Raw genomic sequence first — 20,541 nt, 5'->3', positions numbered from 1 at the left:
GGGGCCCCCCTCCCCCCCCCCGCCGGGGCGCGCCCCGGCGCCCCGCCCTCCCCCGGGCCCCCCCCCCCCGCACGGGGCCCCCCCCCGCCCCCCCCCGCCGCCCGCGGCACCCTTTTCGTCCATAGGCCGGCTTAGGCCTAGTGCGCCGTCTTCTCGGCGAGCTTCTGGAACTCACCCAGGTCGTAGTTGGCCAGGGTGGAGTCGAGATTGGTGAGAGCGCCGAGGTGCTCGACGAAGCCCTTGGGGTCGTACTCGATCTGGAGCGTCACCCGGCTCGTGGTGTCACTCAGCCGGTGAAAGGTCACCACACCGGCGTGGTCCACCCCCTCGACGGTGCGCCAGGCGATCCGCTTCTCGGGCACCACTTCGGTCAGCTCGGCCACGAAGTTCTTCTCCGCGCCGGGGAGTTCCAGCTGCCACGCGAAGCGTCGCTCGTCCATCGGCTCGACCAGCCGTACGTGGCTGAGGAAGGAGGGCCAGCGGGCCACGTCGCTCCACAGCCGCCAGGCGACGGAAACCGGCGCCCGGACATCGACGGACTCGAGCAGGGACGCGGACATTACGCACCTCTTTCTGATGAACGGGAGTGGCTGGGCGCGTGCCCGGCACTCGACTGCGCGGGCGTCACACCTACTGGGACGACGCGGCAAGCTTCTGCAGGTCGACGGTCTCGCCGGGCGCGGGCGCCTCAGGGCTGACCGTCTTGCCGTAGTCGCTGAAGGTGGCGGTGTTGGGGTCCTTGCCGCCCGTCGACGTGGACCGCAGGATGTACGGCTTGCCCTCGGTGGCCACGTACAGCGTGAGGGTCTCGCCGCCGGAGGTCTTCTTCGTCAGCCGGATCGTCTCGGTTCCGTCGACGTCCGTCGTCGAGCCCTTCTTCATTCCCTTGCGTTCCGACTTGTTCTTGTCCATGGAAGCCATGAGCGCCTTCTTGTCGCACAGGCTCTTCGTCGTCTGGTCGTCGGCCGGTGCCTTCACCCACTTGTCGGCAATCTTCGGCACGATCTTGTCGCCGCCGGCCTGGCCCTTGAGGGCGGTCCGCCAGTACTTCTCGTCGCCCCGCAGATAGAACGTCCCCTTGGCGTTCCGTACGTCCGCCGAGGTGCCGTCCGCCTTGATGGTGCCGTCACAGTTCTTGTTGTTGTCGACGGACAGATCGACGGTCATCGTGGAACCCGCCGACTGCTGCACGGTTCCCTTCATGTGCATCGAGTCGGCCTGCTCGGTGGCCTTGACCGCGTCGGCGGCGATCTGGTCGGCGCTCTTGCCCGCGAACGGCTTGTCGCCCGACTTCGAGTCCGAGCCCGAGTCGCCGCCGCACCCCGACAGGGCCACCATCGCGGCCCCGGCGACCACGGCCGCCATCTTTCTGCTGCCCTTCACCACGTCTGCTCCTTCCCGAGGACGCACCCCGCGCCCCGTGCTCCGTCCCGCGGCCGTCGGTGCCGCGGAAACACCCGGTTACCCCGTTGCCCGGAGAGATCACCGGAAGGTCGATCTCCACTTTCGGGGGGTCGCGAGCGCCGCGCGCCCGGGGCTCGTGGCGCTTATGGTGACCGAGCGGCATACGGAGACAGCCATGACCTCAGCCAAGAAGTCACACTTCGATCCGGAACAGTTCCTGCACCTGACCGGCATGGGCAGTTTCGACTGGGACCTGGACAGCGGTGAGCTCGAACTCGACGCCGGTGCCCTCGTGCTGCTCGACCTGCGGCCCGACGAGTTCGGCGGCGCGGTGACTTCCCTGCAGGGACGCGTGCCTCCCGAGGAGATGGTGCGGATCACCTTCGCCGTGACGGAGGCGACCGCCGCGGGGGAAGACCTCTACGGCGTCTACTTCCGCGTGCGCCATCGCGACGGCTCCCTGCACCTCAGTCACGCCCGTGGGCGCATCCTGCGCAACGAGGCGGGCCGGGCCGTACGCGTCATCGGCGTTCTGCGCACGGCCGCGGACGACGGGGCCCAGCTCGCCGCCACCGACCCCAGGGAGGAGCGCCGCCAGGGCGTCGCCCTGATGGTGCAGGGCACCACGCAGGCCCTCTCGCGGGCCGTGACGGTCGACGACGTGGTGGCCGTGCTCTCCGGCGCGAGCGGCCTCGACCGGTTCGCCGCCGACGGCCTGGTCCTCGGTCTGGTCGACGGGGACAACCTGAAGATGATCGCCCTGGTGGGCCAGACGATGCAGGCCCTCGACGAGCTCAAGCTGCACAAGGTCGACGAATCACTGCCGCTGGCCGAGGCCGTCATGACACGCCAGCCCCGCTTCGTGGGCTCCCTGCCCGACCTCGGGCAGCGCTTCACCCGCCTGAGGCCCTACATCGAGGAGATGAAGCTCGACTCGGCGGCGTTCCTGCCCCTGGTGGCGCAGGACCGGGCCATCGGCGGCCTCGCCCTCTTCTACCGCGGCCGCAAGGACTTCACCGACGCGGACCGCAACCTCTGCATCGGCCTCTCCGGCATCGTCGCGCAGTCGCTGCAGCGCGCCATGCTGTTCGACGAGGAACGGGACCTCGCCCAGAGCCTGCAGGCCACGATGCTGCCGCGCGGGGTCCCCGATGTCGCGGACTCCGAGGTCGCCGTCCGCTATCACGCCGCCTGGGGCGGTCGCGACGTCGGAGGCGATTTCTACGACGTCATCACCTTGCCCCGCGGACGTATCGGCGTGGTCGTCGGCGACGTACAGGGACACGACACCCACGCCGCGGCCATCATGGGGCAGCTCCGCATCGCCCTGCGCGCGTTCGCGGGGGAGGGGCACCCGCCGGCGACGGTGCTCTCGCGCGCCTCCCGCTTCCTGGCCGAGCTGGACACCGAGCGCTTCGCCACCTGCACCTATGCCCAGTTCGACCCCGCCACCGGCATCGTGCGCGCCGTGCGGGCCGGGCATCTGCCGCCTCTCGTGAGGCATGTCGACGGCCGCGTGGGCGTGCCGCGGGTCCGTGGCGGGCTGCCGCTGGGGCTTGCCACCGAGTTCGGCATGGAGGACTACCCCGAGGTGCGGCTCGACCTCGTACCCGGCGAGACGATGGTCCTGTGCACGGACGGGCTCGTGGAGGACGCCGGCCTCGATCTCGACACCGGGATGCGGAACCTCGCCGAGGTGCTGTCCGCGGGCCCCGAGCGGGCGGAGGACCTCGCGGACCACCTCTCCCGCGCGCTGTGGAAGCGATGGGGCAGCAGCGACGACGTGGCGCTCCTGGTCCTGCGCCGGCTCCCCGACCCCGGGACGCTCCAGGAGCCGCGCATCCACCGGTACGTCCACCAGGCCGACCCGGAGGGGCTCGCCGACGCGCGGGCGGCGCTGCGGGAGCATCTCGCGTCGTGGGGCCTCGGGGCGGTCGCGGACGACGTCGAGGTGGCGGCGGGTGAACTCCTCGTCAATGCCCTGGTGCACACCGAAGGGGGCGCCATCCTCACCCTGGAGGTGCTCACGGGGCCGCCCCGCCGTGTCCGTCTGTGGGTGAAGGACCGCTCCAGCACCCGGCCGCACATGAGGTCGCCGGTGGAGACCGCCACCTCCGGGCGCGGTCTGCTCCTGGTGGAGGCGGTCGCCACGCGCTGGGGCATCGAGCCCCGGGGCGAGGGCAAGGCGGTCTGGTGCGAGTTCGCGGTGCCGCCGGACTGACCGTATTCCGGCGGCCTGACCGCATGCGGGCGGGTTGAACGCACGCGAAGGCCCGTCGGCCGCTGTCCCCCACGGGCAGCGGCCGACGGGCCGGTCGTTCGTCCAGAGTCGCTCAGGCCTTGTCGGTCGGGCTGTCGCTCAGGCCTTGTCCTGCATGCTGCTGCGCGCCGGGTTGGCCTGCTCGGCGGCCTTGGGGTCCTTCTCGCTCGCCTTGGCGCGCACACCCTGCTCGATGCGCTCACCGATCGACTTGTCGATGTTCGACCAGTACTCGAAGGCCCTGACGAGGACGGGCTCGGTCACGCCGTTGAGCAGGTGCGCGACGACGTTGTCCACGAGGCGGTCGCGCTCTTCGTCGTTGAGGACCTCGCGCACCATCGTGCCCGGCTGGCCCCAGTCGTCGTCCTCGGCATGGTCGACGTAGGCGGCGCGGGTGATGTCGCCGTCGGCGTACCAACTGGGCGGGGAGCCGTAACGGGCCGTGTCGGCGGCCGGGCCGCCCTTGGAGTTCGGCGCGTAGACCGGGTCCTGCCGCTTGTGGATCGCCATGGCCCCGTCCTTGGAGTACGTGTGGACGGGCACGATGGGAGCGTTGACGGGCAGCTGCTGGTAGTTGCCGCCGATCCGGTAGCGGTGCGAGTCGGCGTACGAGAACAGCCGCGCGAGGAGCATGCGGTCGGGGCTGGGGCCGATGCCGGGGACCAGGTTGTTCGGCTGGAAGGCCGCCTGCTCGATCTCGGCGTGGTTGTCCGTGGGGTTGCGGTCCAGCGTCATCCTGCCGACCTCGATGAGCGGGTAGTCGCCGTGCGGCCACACCTTCGTCAGGTCGAACGGGTTGAAGCGGTACGTCGCCGCGTCCTCGTACGGCATGATCTGCACGTACAGCGTCCAGCTGGGGTACTCCCCGTCCCGGATGTGCTCGAAGAGATCACGGGTGTGGTAATCCGTGTCGGCGGCGGCCATCTGGTCGCCCTCGTGCTGCGTGAAGTTCTCGACGCCCTGGTCGGTCTTGAAGTGGTACTTCACCCAGCAGCGCTTGCCCTCCGCGTTGATCCACATGTACGTGTGCGAGGTGTAGCCGTTCATGTGGCGCCAGGTGCGCGGGATGCCCCGGTCACCCATCAGCCAGGTGACCTGGTGGGCCGACTCGGGGGACAGAGTCCAGAAGTCCCACTGCATGTCGTGGTCGCGCAGGTTGTTGTCCGCCCTGCGTTTCTGGGACCGGATGAAGTGCTGGAACTTCATCGGGTCCTTCACGAAGAAGACCGGGGTGTTGTTCCCCACCATGTCGTAGTTGCCCTCGGTGGTGTAGAACTTCACCGCGAATCCGCGCGGGTCACGCCAGGTGTCCGGGCTCCCGCGCTCGCCCGCGACGGTGGAGAAGCGGATCAACAGGTCCGTACGGGTGCCCGGCTGGAAGAGGGCGGCCTTCGTGTGGGCGCTGACGTCTCCGGTGACCTCGAAGTAGCCGAAGGCGCCGCTGCCTTTGGCGTGCGGCTGCCGCTCAGGAATCCGCTCCCGGTTGAACTGCGCCATCTGTTCGATCAGATAGGAGTCCTGCAGGAGGATCGGCCCACCGGCGCCGACGGTGAGCGAGTGCTCATCGCTTTCGACCGGCGCGCCGGCGTCGTTGGTTGTCGCCTTACCTGTGACGTCGCTCATGAGGTACGAGTGCCTTTCGGTGGATGAAGTTCTCGGCGCCGCGACGGCCGGGGCCTGCAGCTGCGAAGGGCTGTATGTCGAGGGTCTGTCTCTGGCGTGGCGGATTCGGCGGCGTGCTGGCGTCGAGTCCATCTTGCGGCTTTTCTCCCGGTGTGGCCATTTGTTCGCGCCTGTGGATCTTTCACCGGACAGACTCCGAGTGCCCGACTTGGCGCAGCCAATACGTGGTGGACGCCTCTATTTCCCGCCGCGCGTCAGTGGCCGCCGGGGCTGGTGAGGTTCTCGCGGATCTTGGCGATGGCGAACCCCCAGCCCTGCTGGATCGTCGGCTTGCCCGGCACGGCGATCTCCTCGGGGTTGGTGAGCACGTCCAGGAGGACGGGGCCCGGTGTGGCGAAGGCCTTGCCGACCCCCTCGGCGAGGTCCTCGGGCCGGGTCACCCGGATGCCGGTGATGCCCAGGGCCTCGGCGACCGCGGCGAAGTCCGGGTTGTCGAGGCCGGTGCCGAACTCCGCGAGGCCGGCCTGCTCCTGCTCCAGCTTGACCATCCCGAGGCGCTGGTTGTCGAAGACGACGAGCTTCACCGGCAGCCGCCGGCTGCGGATGGTCATGAGGTCGCCCAGAAGCATCCCGAGACCGCCGTCGCCGCAGAAGGCGACGACCTGCCGCTCGGGGTCGAGGAGCTGCGCGCCGATCGCCTGCGGCATCGCGTTGGCCATCGACCCGAGGTTGTACGAGCCGAGCAGGCGGCGGGACCCGCGCATCTCGACGAAGCGCGAGAGCCACACGGTGGCCATGCCCGTGTCCGAGGTGAACACGGCGTCGTCGGCCGCCAGCGCGTCCACGGCCGCGCCCAGGGCTTCCGGGCGTACCAGGTGATCCCGGTTGTCGAGGGCCGAGCGCAGCTTGCCGACGAGACCGTGGTCGTGGCCGGGCGTGGCGAGGCGCTGCTGGCCCTGCTGCCACTTGGTGAACTTCTCCCGCGCCTCGTCCAGGTGCTCGCGCGCGGGGCGCCGTTCGAGGCGCTCAAGCAGCCCGCGCACGGTGGGGCCGACGTCGGCGGCCAGGGCGACGTCGACCGGAACACGCCGGCCGATGCGCTCGGCGACCCGGTCGACCTGCACGACCTTCTTGCCCTGCGGATACCAGTCCCGGTACGGGAAGTCGGTGCCGAGCAGCAGCAGGGTGTCGGCGTGGTCCATGGCGTGCGCGGCGGCCGGGTTGCCGATGAGCCCGGTCTGGCCGACCTGGTAGGGGTTGTCGCCCTCGAAGCCCTCCTTGGCCTTGAGCGTGAGCACCATGGGCGCCGCCAGCCGCTCCGCGAGGGCCAGGACGTCCTCGCGGGCACCGCGCGCCCCGCGGCCGACCAGCATGGTCACCTTGCCGCCGTCGGAGAGCGCGGCGGCCGCGTCGTCCAGGACCGGGTCGTCGGGCCGGTTGGCGGACTCCGCCACGGAGAGCCGGACCGGCCGGTCCGCGGGCAGCTCCAGGTCACCGATGTCGCCGGGCACCGTCAGGACGGCCACGCCGCGGCGCCCGATCGCGTTGCGTACGGCTATTTCGAGCAGGCCCGGCATCTGCTCGGGGGAGGTGACGGTGGCGCGGAAGACGGCGACGTCACGGAAGAGGAGGTCGTTGTCGACCTCCTGAAAGTAGTCGGTGCCGACCTCCGAGAGGGGCACCTGACCTGCGATGGCGAGCACCGGGGTGCCGCTCTTGGCGGCGTCGTAGAGACCGTTGAGCAGGTGGACGGAGCCCGGGCCCACGGTGCCCATGCAGACCCCGAGGGTGTCGGTGAGCTGTGACTGGGCGCCGGCGGCGAAAGCGGCGGCCTCCTCGTGGCGGCAGCCCACCCATTCGACGGACTCGCTGGCGCGGATGGCGTCGGTGAAGGGGTTCAGGGCATCCCCCACCACGCCGAAGACATGGCGCACCCCGAGTTCTTCCAGGGCGTCGATCATCACGCGGGCAACGGTGCGGGACATGAAGGTCTTCCTCTCGATACGACTCGATACGGCAGTCAGGGGGAGCAGTGGTGTCGGCAGGCAGGTCCGCCGATCAGTCCGGTCCGGTGGTCAGTCCGGTCCGGCGGTCAGACCGGCCGTCGCACGGCGAAGCTGTCCGGATCCGCCGCCCGCCAGTCGGCTGCCCAGCTCGCGGGCGGCGCCGTGAGCAGTTCGCCGGGGGACAGCCACTCGTACAGTTCGGCGTAGGACCGGAAATCGCCGTGGTCCTCGCGGCGGCGCAGGAGATGCGGGCCGAGGTCCGCCGTGTCGCGGACGCCCATCGCGGCCATGATCTGCAGCGCGCTCTGCACGGTGGCCCGCTGATAGCGGGTGACGCGCGCGGCCTTGTCGATGACATCGAGGGCGCGGGCACGGCGAGGGTCCTGGGTGGTGACGCCGGTCGGACAGCGGTTGGTGTGGCAGCGCTGGGCCTGGATGCAGCCGACGGCGAACATCATCGCGCGGGCCGCGTTGGTGTAGTCGGCGCCCAGGAGAAGGCACTTGACGATGTCGGAGCCCGTCGCCACCTTGCCGCTGGCACCGAGGCGGATCCTGTCCCGCAGGCCCGCGCCCGTCAGGGCGCTGTGCACGGTGAACAGACCTTCCCGCAGCGGCATGCCGAGGTGGTCGGCGAATTCGAGCGGCGCCGCTCCCGTGCCGCCCTCCGCACCGTCCACGACGATGAAGTCCGGGGTGATGCCCTCCTCGGCCATGGCCTTGCACACGGCGAGGAACTGGGTCCGGGACCCGGGGCACAGCTTGAAGCCCACCGGCTTGCCCCGCGCAAGTTCCCGCATCCGGGCGAGGAACTGGACGAGTTCGCGAGGGGTGGAGAAGACGCGGTGGTACGGCGGCGAGACCACGGTCCTGCCTTCGGGAACGCCCCGGACCGAGGCGATCTCGGCGTTGACCTTGCTGCCGGGCAGGACGCCGCCGATCCCCGGTTTGGCGCCCTGCGACAGTTTGAGCGACACACAGCGCACGGAGGGGTGGGCGGCCTTCTCGGCGAACTGCCGCGGGTCGAAGTTCCCGTCACGTGTGCGGCAGCCGAAGTAGCCGGTGCCTATCTCCCAGACCAGGTCACCGCCGGGCCGCAGGTGGTGGGAGGAGAGGCCGCCCTCGCCGGTGTCGTGGGCGAAACCGCCGCGCGCCGCACCGGTGTTCAGCGCCACGACGGCGTTGGAGGAGAGCGAGCCGAAGCTCATCGCCGAGACGTTGAGGAGCGCCATGTCGTAAGGCTGGGTGCAGTCGGGGCCGCCGATCCGGACGCGGGGCGGTTCGTCGGGCACGGCCAGGGGAGCCATGGACGGCACGAGGAACTCGTAGCCGCGGGCGTCCATGTCGCGTTCGCTGCCGAAGGGTTCCTCGGCGGCGACGCCCTTGGCCCGCTCGTAGATGATGCTGCGGGTGTCGCGGTCGTAGGGCCTGCCGTCGTAGTTGCGTTCCACGAAGTACTGCTGCAGCTCCGGGCGCAGGGTTTCCATCAGGAACCGCAGATGGCCGAGCACGGGGTAGTTGCGCAGTACGGAGTGCCGCCTCTGTACGAGGTCGTACGCACCGGTCAGTGCCACGCCCAGGAGAGGCGCCGCGGCCAGCCACCACCACGGGGACACCAGGAGGGCGAGAAGTGCACCGCCCACTGCGCAGACCATCAGCAGGCCCACTGTCACGAAACGCGTCATGCACGTCGTGTGACCTGATTTCAGCTGGTCACACGTTCCTCGTGATCCAGGAACGCCGCCGTGGCCGCCACGAATCGCCCGGCGTCGTCGAGCCAGGGATAGTGCCCGGCCGCCGGCTGCACCACGAGGCTCGCGTCGCGGAACAGTGCCGCGAACTCGGCCACCGCCTGCGGGGGGCTGTTCATGTCGAACTCCCCGGTGAGCAGCAGCACCGACATCTCACAGCCAGCGAGCGCCGCACGTGTGGCCTCCGGTTCGAAGGCGCCCTCTGCCGCGAACCAGGCGACGGCCTCCTTGTTGTCCGGCTGACTCGTGGCGCAGTGGTGCCGGGCGGCGGCGTCCCATCTGCCATAGAAGAAGGGGTTGATGGCGTCCCAGTCGATGTTGGTGCTGATGCCGGTGCTGGTGCTGGTGCTGGTGCTGGTGCTGGTGCCTTCGGTGATCGCTTCCAGTGCGGCGAACGCCGGGGCGAACCACGGCTCGTCCTTCCGTGACAGCGCGAGCTCGCGGCGCATCGCGCCGGGGACGGCGATGCCGACGGCACGGGTTCCGGGGCCGATCAGGGCGAGCCTGCGCACGTTCTGGGGGTGGCGGGCCACGTACTGCGTGGCGACGTTCGCACCGCCGGAGTGGCCGAGCAGGTCCATCGTGCGGAGCCCGAGGTGGCGGCGGAGGGCCTCGATGTCGTCGACGAGGCGGTCACACCGGTAGGAGGAGGGGTCCTCGGGGATCGCGGACCGGCCAGTGCCGCGACCGTCCAGGACGATGAGACGCCGATGCGCGGACAGGCCGCCGAGATCGCCGAGATAGCGGGAGTCCGCGGGGCCGCCGGGGACGCATACGAGGGGGACGCCTTCATGGAGGGCTCCATGTTCGCGTTCGTGTTCGCCTCCGTGGACGCGGTAGGCGAGCTGGGTTCCGTCAGGGGCGGAGTAGGTGGGCATGGGTCGGATCCTGACACTCATAACCAGGTTATACAACCCGGTTATGCCGACGAGTGCGCCGAGCTGTATAACCGAGCCATGGCAGGTGGAGAGGACACACAGGACGGTTTCCGCGAGGGCCTTCGCGAGGGCTCCGGGTCGCTGACCGAGGGGCAGGCCGAGCGCATGCTCGCCGGCATGAACGAGGTCATTCGCGCGGGCGAGGAGATGCGCAAGCTCCGCGCCGAGATGATCAAACTGTTCGTCGATCTCGGCTGGACGCAGGACAAGATCGCGGAGCTGGCGGACATGAGTCAGCCCGCCGTGTCCAAGCAGGTGGCGAAACGCAAGGCGGGAGACCGGCCGCCGCCGATGGACCTCCACCTCGACCAGCGGGACCCGGCGTGGCTCGAAGGGCGCCTGTGGGGCCTTGCCGAGGTGGTCTCGGAGACCCTGGGCGAGGCCGCCCACTGCACGCGCCACGTGAATGCTCTCGGCCGCGGCAGGAAACGCTTCACGCCCCAGAGCGTCGACGAGCTGCGGAGGCTCCTGGAAGAGGACTTGAGGCGGCATCAGGCGCAACTGCCGGGCGCCCATCGGAACACGTACGACGAGATCGCTCGCCGCCTCGACGTCCCCGAGGACGTTCCCCAGAACGTCACCGCGGGCGCCACCGCCACGGGATCAGCCTCCGCGCGCCGGGCTCTCGCCCATGCGATCCAGCGCGATCAGCTCGACAATTGACCCCTCCTTTCGGCACTGAATTGCACTCCTCCGGAGGTCTTTTGAGTTCATAGAGTGGTGATCACAACGACGCGGAAGGGCGTCGCGGAACCGAGGGGAACACCACCATGAACAGCAAGAACGCCGACTTCGCCGCCGTCCTCACCCGCGCATCGGAGGCCGAGACCAGCGCCGACCCGAGCAGCGTCATGACCCTGCTGGCCGACACCGACGGACCGGGCGGCGGCTTCACCACCTACCGCTCCACCTTCACCGAAGGAGCAGTCGGCGCCCCCGCACATCTCCACACCAAGGCCACGGAGCTCTTCTTCGTGATCAGCGGCTCCCTCCAGGTCCTGGTGGGCGAAGAGATCACCGTCCTGCAGGCAGGCGACTTCCTCGCCGTGCCCCCGCACACCCCGCACGCCTTCGCCGCGGCCCCGGGCCGCGAGGCAGACGTCCTCTTCGTCTTCACCCCCGGCATGGCCCGCTTCGACTACCTGCGCCTGCTCGGCAGCGTGATGCGCGGCGAGACCGACCCGAAGAAGATCGCGGAATCCTCGGAGCGCTACGACAACCACTACGTGGACAGCCCCGTGTGGCGAGAGGCGCTCGCCGCGACTCAGGCATGATGCCCACCGTGCATGAGGACGAAAAATCCGGCGGGTACGGGCGATACACGCTGACGGAGACAGAGCACGGCCGCGCGTGGGGCGTGTGCGCCGCTGTGGACGGCCTTTTCGAAGAGCCCCTGCGCGGGACGTACGAACTCTTCGGCTGGAACCCCGAGGGCGCCGAGGCGCGGGGCTGGCTCGGCGCCCGGGTGTGGCTGGTGCCCGAGGACCGCACCCTCGATCCCTGGCTGCTGGAGGACGCGGAGAGCCTGGGGCAACCGCAAGGAACGGACAGCCTCGTATTGACGGGCCTGGACGACTACGAGGGCCCACCCGAGGGATACCGGGGCTCCGTCCGCGTGCACGACGGAACGCGGTGGCTGGGTTCCTGCCGTGAGTTCGCCCTGGTTCTGCCACCCAAGCGGGCGGCGCCTCCGCTCGTCCTGCGGGGACTCGCGCAGAGCGAGCGACTGCGGGCGGCACTGGCGAAGGGCACCCGGCGTGCGCTGGACCTGGAGGAAGCTGCCCTGGAAATACGCGACGACCAGGGCGAGTTGCTCACCGAGCGGCTGCTGTGGACCCAGGTCAGGGCCTGGCATCCCTCCTCCCGCGGCCCGGACCTGATCGACCTGGAACTCGACGCGGAACGCTTCACGCCCGAGCCCGAGTACGTCCGGCGCATCTGGGAGCAGTGGTACGCCGGGCCCCCGCAGGCTCCGGGCGCCTGGACCGCCCTGGACACCCGGCACCGAGGCGCCTGGCTCGATCTCGTCCGGGAGCGGGGCTGCCGACGCACCCACCACGCCGGGCCGGCCGGTCACGCCTACGAACTGGACGGCGGACACATCACCGACGAACCGAGCATCTACCTGGCGCTCGGCGAGGCGATGAACGGCCCTGGCGGCTACTTCGGCGGCTGCCTCGCGGCCCTCGACGACTGCCTGCGCGGCACCTTCGGCTACACGGCCCCCGCCACGCTGCTCTGGCGAAACGCCGAAACGGCCCGCGAGCATCTGTCTCGTCTTTTGACACCGGAGGGCCACCGCTACGACCTTTTCGCCGAGGTACTCGATGTCTTGGCGGGGGGTGGGGTGCGGGTGACGTTGGCGTGAGGGGCGGCTACGGCAGACTCGCGGGCCCGTACCCTCACCTCAGGACGTTCCCAAGCGATCCCTCAGTTGTCGCAGGACCGGCGCCAGCCTCTCGGGACTGACCGGCACGGCCCGCTGAAGATCTGCCAGGTCGTCCAGCGCCTCGACAACCTGGTGAGGTGAGGGGGCATGAGACAAGAAGACCCGCAGCTGCTCCTCGGCACGGTCCCAGTCTGGCAGCGCGCACCACAGCACCAGGAGATTGCTGCGCGGCAGGTCGGCGAAGTCAGGGCCCCTGCGCACTTCGGCCTGGTAAATGTCTGTCGCGCGTTGCCACATGGCTGCTTCGCCGGGCGTTCCCGACAGCCGCATGGCCAGAGCTTTCTGGTAGGGAAACCAGCCACAGCGGGGAAGGAGTTCCATGGCACGGTCGAAGTCCGCGAGAGCTTCCTCGTACCGGCCCAGGACGCGGTAGGTCTCGCCTCGCCAGCAGTGCGGCCAGGGAGCCTGGGGAGCCAGGTCGAGGGCGTGGTCGAGGTCCGCGAGGGCGGATTCGAGGTGGCCGAGGGTGAGATGGAGGTCGCCGCGAGCACCGAAGGCCCACGCTGCCTGCGGGTCGATTGTGACCGCGTCGGTGAGGTCTGTCAGCGCTTTGTCGTGGTGACCCATCTGGTGGTGGAGCAAGCCGCGGAACTCCAGCGCCCAGGTGTTGTGGCGATCGAGAGCCAGGGCGTGGTCGAGATCCGCCATGGCTTCCTCGCTGCGGCGCATGCGGAAGTAGACGGTGGCGCGGTTGATCCGGTGGGTCGGGGAGCGCGGAGCGAGCCGGACGGCATCGCTGTGGTCGGCCAGCGCAGCCTCGAAGCGGCGCATGGCAAGGTGAGTGTGCCCCCGGCCCGCATAGGCCCGAGGAAGGTCTGGGTCCAGGGTCAGTGCTGCCGTGTAGTCGGCGAGCGCCTGGCTGTGCAGGCCGCCGCGCCGGTACTCGCGGCCGCGGAGCGCGTGGGCCAGCGCCCGCCCCTCTGTGCCGAGGCCAGGCACGGTCAGTAGGGAGGTCAGCGCCTCCGCGACGCCGGAATCTCGCCCGGCGAACTCCAGCAGGCGCTGCCCGGTGCGGACGAGGTCGGCGGTGTCGCCGGAGCTGTCGCTGTCCGTCCCGGCCTGTACGAGCAACTGGCCCCAGCGGCGCAGGGATTCGGTGGTGTGTCCGCACGCGAGTACAGCGTCGCGCAGCGCTTCGGACAGCGCGCCGCGTTCCTGCGCGCAGAGCAGGTGATACGTCTCGTCGAGCCGATGGCCCCGCCAGGCGGAGTCGTCCCAGTAGTCGTCGGGCGACAGCCTCTCCTCCCGCTCGCGGCGCCATGTGCGGAAGACCGAGGCGAGGTGGGCGTGGGTGCGTCGCCATTGAACGGGGGAGCGGGAGCGCTGAAATCGCAGCATCGGGGTGCGGATCACGTCGTGGTAGCGGTGGCGTCCCGTCTGACCGGTGAGGAAGGGGAGCCCGCGCAGCCATTCGAAACCGTCGGCGTCGGAGGCGGGCGCGAGCGCCCGGTAGATGTCCTCGTCGACGCGCAGGGGAAGTGCGCAGGCAATGATCGTCTCCCGGCGGGCCGGATCCGTCTCCCACTTGAGGAAGCGCTCGACGGCTGTGTCGGACGGGTCGCCGACCGCGTCCACCTGCTGAGGGCGGCTCCTGGCCAAAGCGTCGAGGAGTACCGGGAGCCGACCGGACAGGCGCAGGACCACGTCGACCACGTGTGCGTCGGTCACACCGCGGGCGGCGAGCAGCGCACGTGCCTCGTCCTCGGAGAACGGTTCGAGCGCGACTTCGGTGACCAGGTCAAGGCTGTCGCCCCAGCACGCGGAGTTCAGGGGCCCCTGCCCCGCGAGTGCCGCCTGCACGTTGACCGGCACCGGCCCGTACGCCTCGCTGACCAGCATGTCCCGCAGCCAGACATCCAGCAGTGGCGCCGTACGTTCGTAGGTGTCGAAGAACAGCACCACCCACGGTCGGCGTTTTGCGACATCACCCAGATCGGCGAGGAACTGCGGTGTCAGTACCTTGAGCGGTGACAGGACCAGCTGCACGTCCTCGTGGCTGCGCAGTCGTGAACTGAGCGCCGTACGCGCCCGATCGAGGCCGGAGGCGACGTGTTCCGGGCGGACGGCACCGCTCAACGCGCCGATACCCGGCACGAGGCTGAGCCCGGCCACGCCGATCTGCGCCGCGAACGTGCTGGAGGGGGAAGGGTTTGCCTGGTTCGAGGGCGCCGGCCCGCGGTCGCCCTCGCACATCAGTTGTTCCGTGAACGCGGCATCGGCCTCGTGGCACTTCTGCCGATAGGCGGACAGGTGCTTTTCGAACTGCTTCAACGGGGAGCCCTGTCGCGCCAGTTGCTCGCCGATCGCCGCCATCGCCTCGACCGCGCTGTGTACGTCGTCCCCGACGAGGGCGGTCACCGCTCCCTCCTCGCGTGCCGTCGCCTCCCACCGTCGGATGAGTGTCGACTTGCCCACCCCGGCGAGACCGTGGACGTGGAAGAGGAACTGATAGGAGTCGGCGCCGATTCCTTGCACCAGGTTCTCCCGGAACACCGCCAGCTCGCGCCGCCGCCCGACGAAACCACCGCCGCGCCGTCGACGGATCAGTTCCTGCCTTGACACCGGCCCCTCTGCCATCGCGTTCTCCTCCCCACCTGCCCTACAGCATGTCGGATCGTGTGCCGTCGCGGGCATCAACGGCCGGGCCGGGCGGGCAGAAGGAAATGGGCAGGCGTGCGCGGAGGCCGGTGCGGGAGACTGGGGGTGTGCTGATCATGGGTGCCGTGCTGGAGACCTACGAGGCCAGAGACTTCACGCTGTGGCCCGTCTCCGATGCCGCCGGGGAGCGGTTTCTGCTGTTGTCCGGTGAGTTGTCGTCACGTCAGGTCGGCACGGCCATGGCGGTGCTGACGGAATACAACAACAGGCCTCGCAGGCGCAGTGAACGGCAAAGCGTGGACAGCCATGCGCAGGTGAACCGGCTGCTGACCGCCGAATGCGTGGTCGCGCCCGGCGGGCTGCGGGTCAGGGACACCGACAGCGGGGTCACGGTGGAGCCTGGTTGCTGCTTCGGGCTGGAGAACTGGCGTGATTGGCAACTCCTGTTGGAGGGGGAGGAGCCATGGCTCGGCCACGAACCCGGGCCGTGTGCCGAGTTCGTGGGCGCGACCATCCGGCTGTGGTCTGACGTGGCCCGGCAGGAGGGGCGGCCCATCGAGATTCCCCGGGAGCAGTTGCGGGACCTGCTGGGCTCCGTCCAGGACGACCTCGCCGGTTTCCTGAAGTCCGTTGCGCGGTGGGCTTCTTGTTGTGGCTTCGCGCCTGTCGCGGGCGCCCTGGTCGCGGCCCTCGACGAAGGCTTCGCCGTATCCGCTCCGCTGTGCGATTCGCCGTAGGCTTCGAAAACAGGTGCGAGTACCGCTGGTAACGCCGAGGATCCTCTCTCTTCCCGAATGGAAGTCCCTCGAACTTCTTGTTTCCCGCGAGTCGGCTGTGCCAAGGTGAGCTTCCTCGCGCGCTGAGGCAATGATCAGGATCGCCTTTCTCGTTCGGGATTCGTGCCGCCGACCCAAAAGGTCTTCAGCCGGCCGCATTCGGGCGATCCCGCGGTTTGTTGATCCGTTTTCCCGCCCCGGTAAGCCTTAGGTATGCACCAATCAGACGGCCCATTTCGGTGGGTGTGTTTTCCGTGCGCCGTCCATCGGCTCGGAAGGAAAAGGTTCTGTGCAATCCCCTCACCCCCCACGTCCGACCCATGCCCCTCATCCCGGTGTGACCCCCGAAGAATCAGACATGAATCTCGCCGCCCGACTGCGCGGCCGGTCGGAAGGTGAGTCCGACCAACCCATCGCGCTGCTGCTCGCACGGCACTGGCAGGCCACGTACGACTACGCCGCCATCTGCCTGGCCGCTTGGTCGAGTTCGGCCTCCATGGTCGCCACGGCGTCCTTCCACCAGATGCTCGAACACCTGGCGGGCGCCGAGCCGGGCGGGGCCCTGCGCCCGTACCTCCTGGTGACCGTCAGGGAGACGGTCAGGGGGTGGACCGTCGACGAGCGCATATCCACCGTCATGCCGGAACTCCGCAAACCGACCGGCGGCCGCGGCATGCGTGCGGCGACCTCCATGACACCCGAAAAGCGGCAACTCGCCGCGCGCTCCTTCTGGGACCTTCCCGCGGACGCCCAATGTCTGCTGTGGCACACCGCGGCAGAGGCCGAGCACATATCCATACCCGCAGGTATGTCGGGCTTGAGCCTGGACCTCGCGGCCGACGCACTCGCGCAGGCGCGTGAACAATTCCGGGCAGGCATCGTCCGCGGTCACCGCGAACTCGCGCCGACCAAAGAATGCCCCCTTTACAACCGAATCCTCGATGTCACGATTCGCCGCGGCGGCACGTTGCTTCCCGATGCGCAACACCACTTGTCGGAATGCCGCCACTGCCGGGACGTGACCGACCAACTTGTCCATGTGGACAAGGAGTTGGGGACGTTGCTCGCCGAAGCGGTACTCGGCTGGGGTGCACGCCGCTATCTGGAGTCGCGCCCGGGGCGCGGAGGCGTGGCGAAGCGCGGCGCGGGAGCCCCCGCGCAGAGCGGCAGGCGCGCGGGCGGCGGCGGGCGCCATCGCCCGTCGTCCTTCAACCCCTCGGCGGGCGGCCCGCTCGCGCAGGCGCGCGCACACTCCAGGGCGCTGCGCACTGGAGCGGCCCTGGGGTCAGCTGCCCTGCTCGCGACCGTGCTCGTCATGGCCCTCTCGTCGGGCGACGGCGACGGCGACAGCGGTGATGCCATGCCCCCGACCGGCATGACAGGAAGCCATGACACCGGTCCGAGCGCGGGTGGAGAGACGCCGCCCACCGTGACTCCCACGCCCACTTCAGCGGGATACCCCGACAGGTCCGAGCAGGGCAGGCTCCGCAATGCCGCGGCAGACCTGTGCCTCGACATCCGGGGGAAGACGAAGCCCGGCGCGGAGACGAGGCTGGCGAAGTGTTCGGACGCGGCGAGCCAGCAGTGGTCGTACGACAAGAAGGGACTGCTGAGCACCGTCGCCCGTCCCGACCTCTGCCTCGACTCCCACCGGGAGGACGGTGTGCTCGTCCTCGGCGCATGTGTCGCGCCTTCGGCCGAGCACGCCGACGAGGTGCGCTACGACCTGACCGTGCAGGGGGAGTTGCTGCCCCGGTGGCACGAACGGCTGGCGGTCGCGCCTGCCTCCGCGCGCAAGGGCGCGGAGGCCGTGGTCAAGGTCCGCGACGGATCTCCGGAGCAGCGGTGGATGCTCGGCTCGTCGTCGGCTGACCCGAAATCCCGCTCGATCAAGGGCGGGGGTGAGCCGTCCTCGAAGGGCGAAGAGGGTGAAGAGGGCGAAGAGGGCGGGGAGGACGAGGAGGGTGCGGGGGGCTCGGAGGGAGAGGAGAAGGTCAAGGGCGTCCGGGGCGCCAAGGGCGGTGGTGACGCGCCTCGTAAGAGTGGGGGCGGGGGCAGCGGTCAAGCCTGCGCGGATGCGACCTGCGAGCCGTCCTCACCCCGTGAGCAGAGGCCGGGGCCGCCCATGGACGCCAAGGAGAAGGACCACGGGGCGAAGGGCAAGAACCGGGAGCCCTCAACTGACTCGACCCGGCGCGGTGATGACGCGGAGCGGTACGCCGAAGCCGGTTGCTGCGCCGCCGCCCCGCTGCCGGTCGGGCCGAGGCTTCCTCGGGAGGTTCCTGGTGAGGGTTTTGGTGAGGGCCCCCGTCCCCCGGGAGGGCGCGACGACATGACGGGCGGAGGTCCGGCTCGGCCGCGCTGACCAGTGGTGTCAGTGGCGGTCAATGGGTGCCAATGGGTGTCAATGAGCGTCAGTTGGTGTCCTCAGTTGGTGCCTCAGTCATGGGAGGGGGCGCCGGTTCAGCCAGACCGCCAGATGCTTAGGGTCGTGCCATGACGAGGACCACTCCGCCCCGGCCGCTGGATGTCGAGGAGCTGTTCCCTGAGCTCGCCGCATACCGGGGAACCACGACCCGACTGCACCCGAGGCCGGGAAACCCCGACGTGTCGGCCAGCTCCGTGGGCGGCCCGCTGCTGTGGCCTGCGGACGAGCCGTGGCCGGTGTGCACCGAGGCCCACCGTCGCAGGAGTGGCCGACGGCCCGCCGACATCCGCCGAAGTCGCAAGGTCCTGGAAGAGGCGTGGGACCGCGCACCCTCTTCGGGCCCCACGGCAGCGGAAAGGGAGCTCCTGGACGAGCTGAACCGGCGGCACCGGATCCCCGACATCGCCGACACCGACCCGCTGCCGATGGTGGCGCTCGCGCAGCTGTACCGGCGCGACATCCCCGACCTGCCCGCCGGACCGGACGGCTGCGACCTGCTCCAGGTGTTCTGCTGCCCCTTCGACGCGCACGGCCCGACCCGCTACGGCATGCTGCTCCACCTGCGCTGGCGCAGGTCGGAGGAGGTCGACGAGGTGCTGGCCACGCCGCCTCAGCCGCAAGTCGTCGGCTACGACGGATACGTGCCCGAGCCCTGCGTGCTGCATCCGGAGCAGGTGGTCACGTATCCCTTCGCGGGGCTCTTGCCGCAGGATCTGTGCGACAGGATCTACGCCCGCGAGGAGGCACTCGACGAAGAGGCCGACGACGAGTGGGACACGCCGTGGGACTCGGACGAGCGTGCACATTCCGGGGAGAAGGGCGAGGACGAGCCAGCCGCGGAGAACGGCGCTGACAGGCAGGTGTACTACCAGTACGACCTGTCCATCCCGCCCGGTTGGCGCGTCGGCGGCTTCGCCTCCTGGCACACCACCGACGCGTCCCCCATGGACTGCCTGACCTGTACGACCCCCATGCGCCTGCTGCTGACCATCGCCAGCTCCGAGTGGGACGGCGGCAGCGGTAGCTGGAAACCCGTCGAGGAAGCAGGCCTGCCTCCGCACCCGTTCGCCACGCCCACCAAGGTCATCGTGGGCCGCGCCGGCCAGGTCAACATCTTCGCGTGCCCCGCCGACCCAGACCACCCGCATCGCTGGAGCGTTCAGTAGGTGCCGGGGCGGAACCCGGTCGCGTGATGGGCGCATCGGCCAGCTCGGCCATCACGGCCATCACGGCCGTAGCGGCGCGCGTGGCGCCGGTGACAGACTGCACCGATGATCGACGCTCTTCCTGATGGCCTGACGGCACGACACCTTGCCGAGGACGACCATCCACAGGTGCTCGCGGTGCTGGACGCGTGGTGGGGCGGCATGAAAGGACCGGCGGGTGCGCTGGAGCGCTCTTTGCTTCTGCCCCGGCTGTACTTCCAGCACTTCACCACCACCAGCTTCGTGGTCGAACACGCCGGAGAGCAGGCGGAAGCCGCTGACGGGGGACAGGTCGCGGCCTTCCTGGTCGGCTTCCTGTCCCAGACCCAACCCGACGCCGCCTACGTGCACTTCGTCGGCGTCGACCCGCGACTGCACGGGCAAGGCGTGGGGCGAGCCCTGTACCGGGCCTTCTTCGCTCTCGCCCGCTCACACGGCCGCCGGTACGTGCACTGCATCACCAGCCCGCAGAACTCCGCGTCGCAGGCTTTCCATGCCAAGCTCGGCTTCACGGTCTCGAACCTGAAGCCGGACTACGACGGCCCCGGCCTCGACCGGGTGACGTTCACGCTCGACCTTGCCGAGCATCGGAACCACCCCGAGACCACCGAGTGACCCTCGCCCGGCCGCATGCGCGCGCCTACTCGTACCAGTCGTCGTCCCCGTCCGTGAGCGACCGCCTCAGATAGTCCGCCAGATCGCGGGCGACCCAGCGGCAGCTGTCGTCCTCGTGCTGCCATACGAAGATGTCGTCGCGCGCGGGCCTCCGTACGAACGCGAACTGATCACCGCCGCCGTTGTCACCGAAGAAGAGGAGCGCGTCGAAGGGCATGTAGAGGTCGGCGAAAGAAGCGTCCGACCAGAAGCGCAGATTGTCCTCGACGATTCGCTCCAGGGGCCAGACCGTGTCGGTGCCGTAGTGCCCCACGATGCCGTCGGTCTCTTGCAGCAGGCTCACGAGGCTCGCAGGCAGTGAGCTCCCCAGCCGCTGTTCAGCGGCGGCCGCGCCCGCTGGGTCGACCGGCGCGCTGAACCCGGCCTCCGGAAACGCCAGCTCCGCAACTTCTCTCCACATGCCGGCAGCCTAGACAGCCCCGGGGGCACCC

General features: G+C 69.7%; 16 protein-coding genes. 8 read left to right on the top strand and 8 right to left on the bottom strand.

Annotation, left to right across the window (positions count from 1 at the left end; translation table 11 throughout):
• Positions 1 to 137: 137 nt before the first annotated feature.
• Positions 138 to 560, bottom strand: coding sequence for an SRPBCC family protein (locus ACWFRU_RS11970; protein WP_453686005.1), 423 nt, complete (start codon positions 558 to 560; stop codon positions 138 to 140).
• Between the two features lie 70 nt (positions 561 to 630).
• A complete protein-coding gene (locus tag ACWFRU_RS11965) occupies positions 631 to 1,383 on the bottom strand; it encodes a hypothetical protein (protein WP_453686004.1) in 753 nt (250 codons plus the stop codon).
• A 196-nt stretch (positions 1,384 to 1,579) separates the two neighbouring features.
• Between ACWFRU_RS11965 and ACWFRU_RS11960 the strand changes: the two genes are divergently transcribed.
• Positions 1,580 to 3,625, top strand: a complete 2,046-nt coding sequence (locus ACWFRU_RS11960) for a SpoIIE family protein phosphatase (protein WP_453686003.1) — start codon at positions 1,580 to 1,582, stop codon at positions 3,623 to 3,625.
• Positions 3,626 to 3,763: 138 nt separating this feature from the next.
• Here ACWFRU_RS11960 and ACWFRU_RS11955 read toward each other — a convergent pair whose 3' ends face one another.
• From ACWFRU_RS11955 to ACWFRU_RS11940, 4 genes are all read right to left on the bottom strand, one after another.
• On the bottom strand, positions 3,764 to 5,287 hold the full coding sequence (locus ACWFRU_RS11955) for a catalase (protein ID WP_453686002.1): 1,524 nt from the start codon (positions 5,285 to 5,287) through the stop codon (positions 3,764 to 3,766).
• Positions 5,288 to 5,541: 254 nt separating this feature from the next.
• A complete protein-coding gene (locus ACWFRU_RS11950) occupies positions 5,542 to 7,272 on the bottom strand; it encodes a thiamine pyrophosphate-dependent enzyme (protein WP_453686001.1) in 1,731 nt (576 codons plus the stop codon).
• Between the two features lie 107 nt (positions 7,273 to 7,379).
• Positions 7,380 to 8,975 carry an FMN-binding glutamate synthase family protein gene (locus ACWFRU_RS11945; RefSeq protein ID WP_453686000.1) on the bottom strand — a complete coding sequence of 532 codons (1,596 nt, stop codon included), beginning with the start codon at positions 8,973 to 8,975 and terminating at the stop codon, positions 7,380 to 7,382.
• 20 nt (positions 8,976 to 8,995) lie between these two features.
• Positions 8,996 to 9,919 (bottom strand): alpha/beta fold hydrolase, encoded by a 924-nt coding sequence (locus tag ACWFRU_RS11940; RefSeq protein ID WP_453685999.1) that lies wholly within the window; start codon positions 9,917 to 9,919, stop codon positions 8,996 to 8,998.
• A 78-nt stretch (positions 9,920 to 9,997) separates the two neighbouring features.
• Between ACWFRU_RS11940 and ACWFRU_RS11935 the strand changes: the two genes are divergently transcribed.
• The 3 genes from ACWFRU_RS11935 (at position 9,998) to ACWFRU_RS11925 (ending at position 12,347) form a co-directional block, all read left to right on the top strand.
• Positions 9,998 to 10,642 (top strand): sigma-70 family RNA polymerase sigma factor, encoded by a 645-nt coding sequence (locus ACWFRU_RS11935; protein ID WP_453685998.1) that lies wholly within the window; start codon positions 9,998 to 10,000, stop codon positions 10,640 to 10,642.
• A 107-nt stretch (positions 10,643 to 10,749) separates the two neighbouring features.
• The gene (locus tag ACWFRU_RS11930) at positions 10,750 to 11,253 is read left to right on the top strand and encodes a cupin domain-containing protein (RefSeq protein ID WP_453685997.1); all 504 of its coding nucleotides are present in this window, start codon (positions 10,750 to 10,752) and stop codon (positions 11,251 to 11,253) included.
• On the top strand, positions 11,250 to 12,347 hold the full coding sequence (locus ACWFRU_RS11925; protein WP_453685996.1) for a barstar family protein: 1,098 nt from the start codon (positions 11,250 to 11,252) through the stop codon (positions 12,345 to 12,347). Before ACWFRU_RS11930 ends, ACWFRU_RS11925 begins: the two co-directional genes overlap by 4 nt.
• A gap of 39 nt (positions 12,348 to 12,386) precedes the next feature.
• Here ACWFRU_RS11925 and ACWFRU_RS11920 read toward each other — a convergent pair whose 3' ends face one another.
• Positions 12,387 to 15,005, bottom strand: coding sequence for a tetratricopeptide repeat protein (locus ACWFRU_RS11920; RefSeq protein ID WP_453685995.1), 2,619 nt, complete (start codon positions 15,003 to 15,005; stop codon positions 12,387 to 12,389).
• Positions 15,006 to 15,133: 128 nt separating this feature from the next.
• Here ACWFRU_RS11920 and ACWFRU_RS11915 point away from each other — a divergent pair, with 128 nt between their 5' ends.
• The 4 genes from ACWFRU_RS11915 (at position 15,134) to ACWFRU_RS11900 (ending at position 20,050) form a co-directional block, all read left to right on the top strand.
• Positions 15,134 to 15,763 carry a hypothetical protein gene (locus ACWFRU_RS11915; protein ID WP_453685994.1) on the top strand — a complete coding sequence of 210 codons (630 nt, stop codon included), beginning with the start codon at positions 15,134 to 15,136 and terminating at the stop codon, positions 15,761 to 15,763.
• 397 nt (positions 15,764 to 16,160) lie between these two features.
• Positions 16,161 to 18,167 (top strand): RICIN domain-containing protein, encoded by a 2,007-nt coding sequence (locus tag ACWFRU_RS11910; protein ID WP_453685993.1) that lies wholly within the window; start codon positions 16,161 to 16,163, stop codon positions 18,165 to 18,167.
• A gap of 131 nt (positions 18,168 to 18,298) precedes the next feature.
• Complete coding sequence (locus ACWFRU_RS11905; RefSeq protein WP_453685992.1) at positions 18,299 to 19,396, top strand: hypothetical protein; 1,098 nt, start codon at positions 18,299 to 18,301, stop codon at positions 19,394 to 19,396.
• A gap of 105 nt (positions 19,397 to 19,501) precedes the next feature.
• Positions 19,502 to 20,050 carry an N-acetyltransferase family protein gene (locus ACWFRU_RS11900; protein ID WP_453685991.1) on the top strand — a complete coding sequence of 183 codons (549 nt, stop codon included), beginning with the start codon at positions 19,502 to 19,504 and terminating at the stop codon, positions 20,048 to 20,050.
• Positions 20,051 to 20,075: 25 nt separating this feature from the next.
• On the opposite strand, the gene ACWFRU_RS11895 is transcribed toward ACWFRU_RS11900, so the two are convergent.
• Entirely contained in the window at positions 20,076 to 20,510 is a 435-nt protein-coding gene (locus tag ACWFRU_RS11895; protein ID WP_453685990.1) for an SMI1/KNR4 family protein, read from the bottom strand.
• Between the last annotated feature and the right edge of the window lie 31 nt (positions 20,511 to 20,541).

This window comes from Streptomyces sp. NPDC055099 (assembly GCF_053607685.1).
This window is presented reverse-complemented; position numbering and strand designations above follow the sequence as displayed.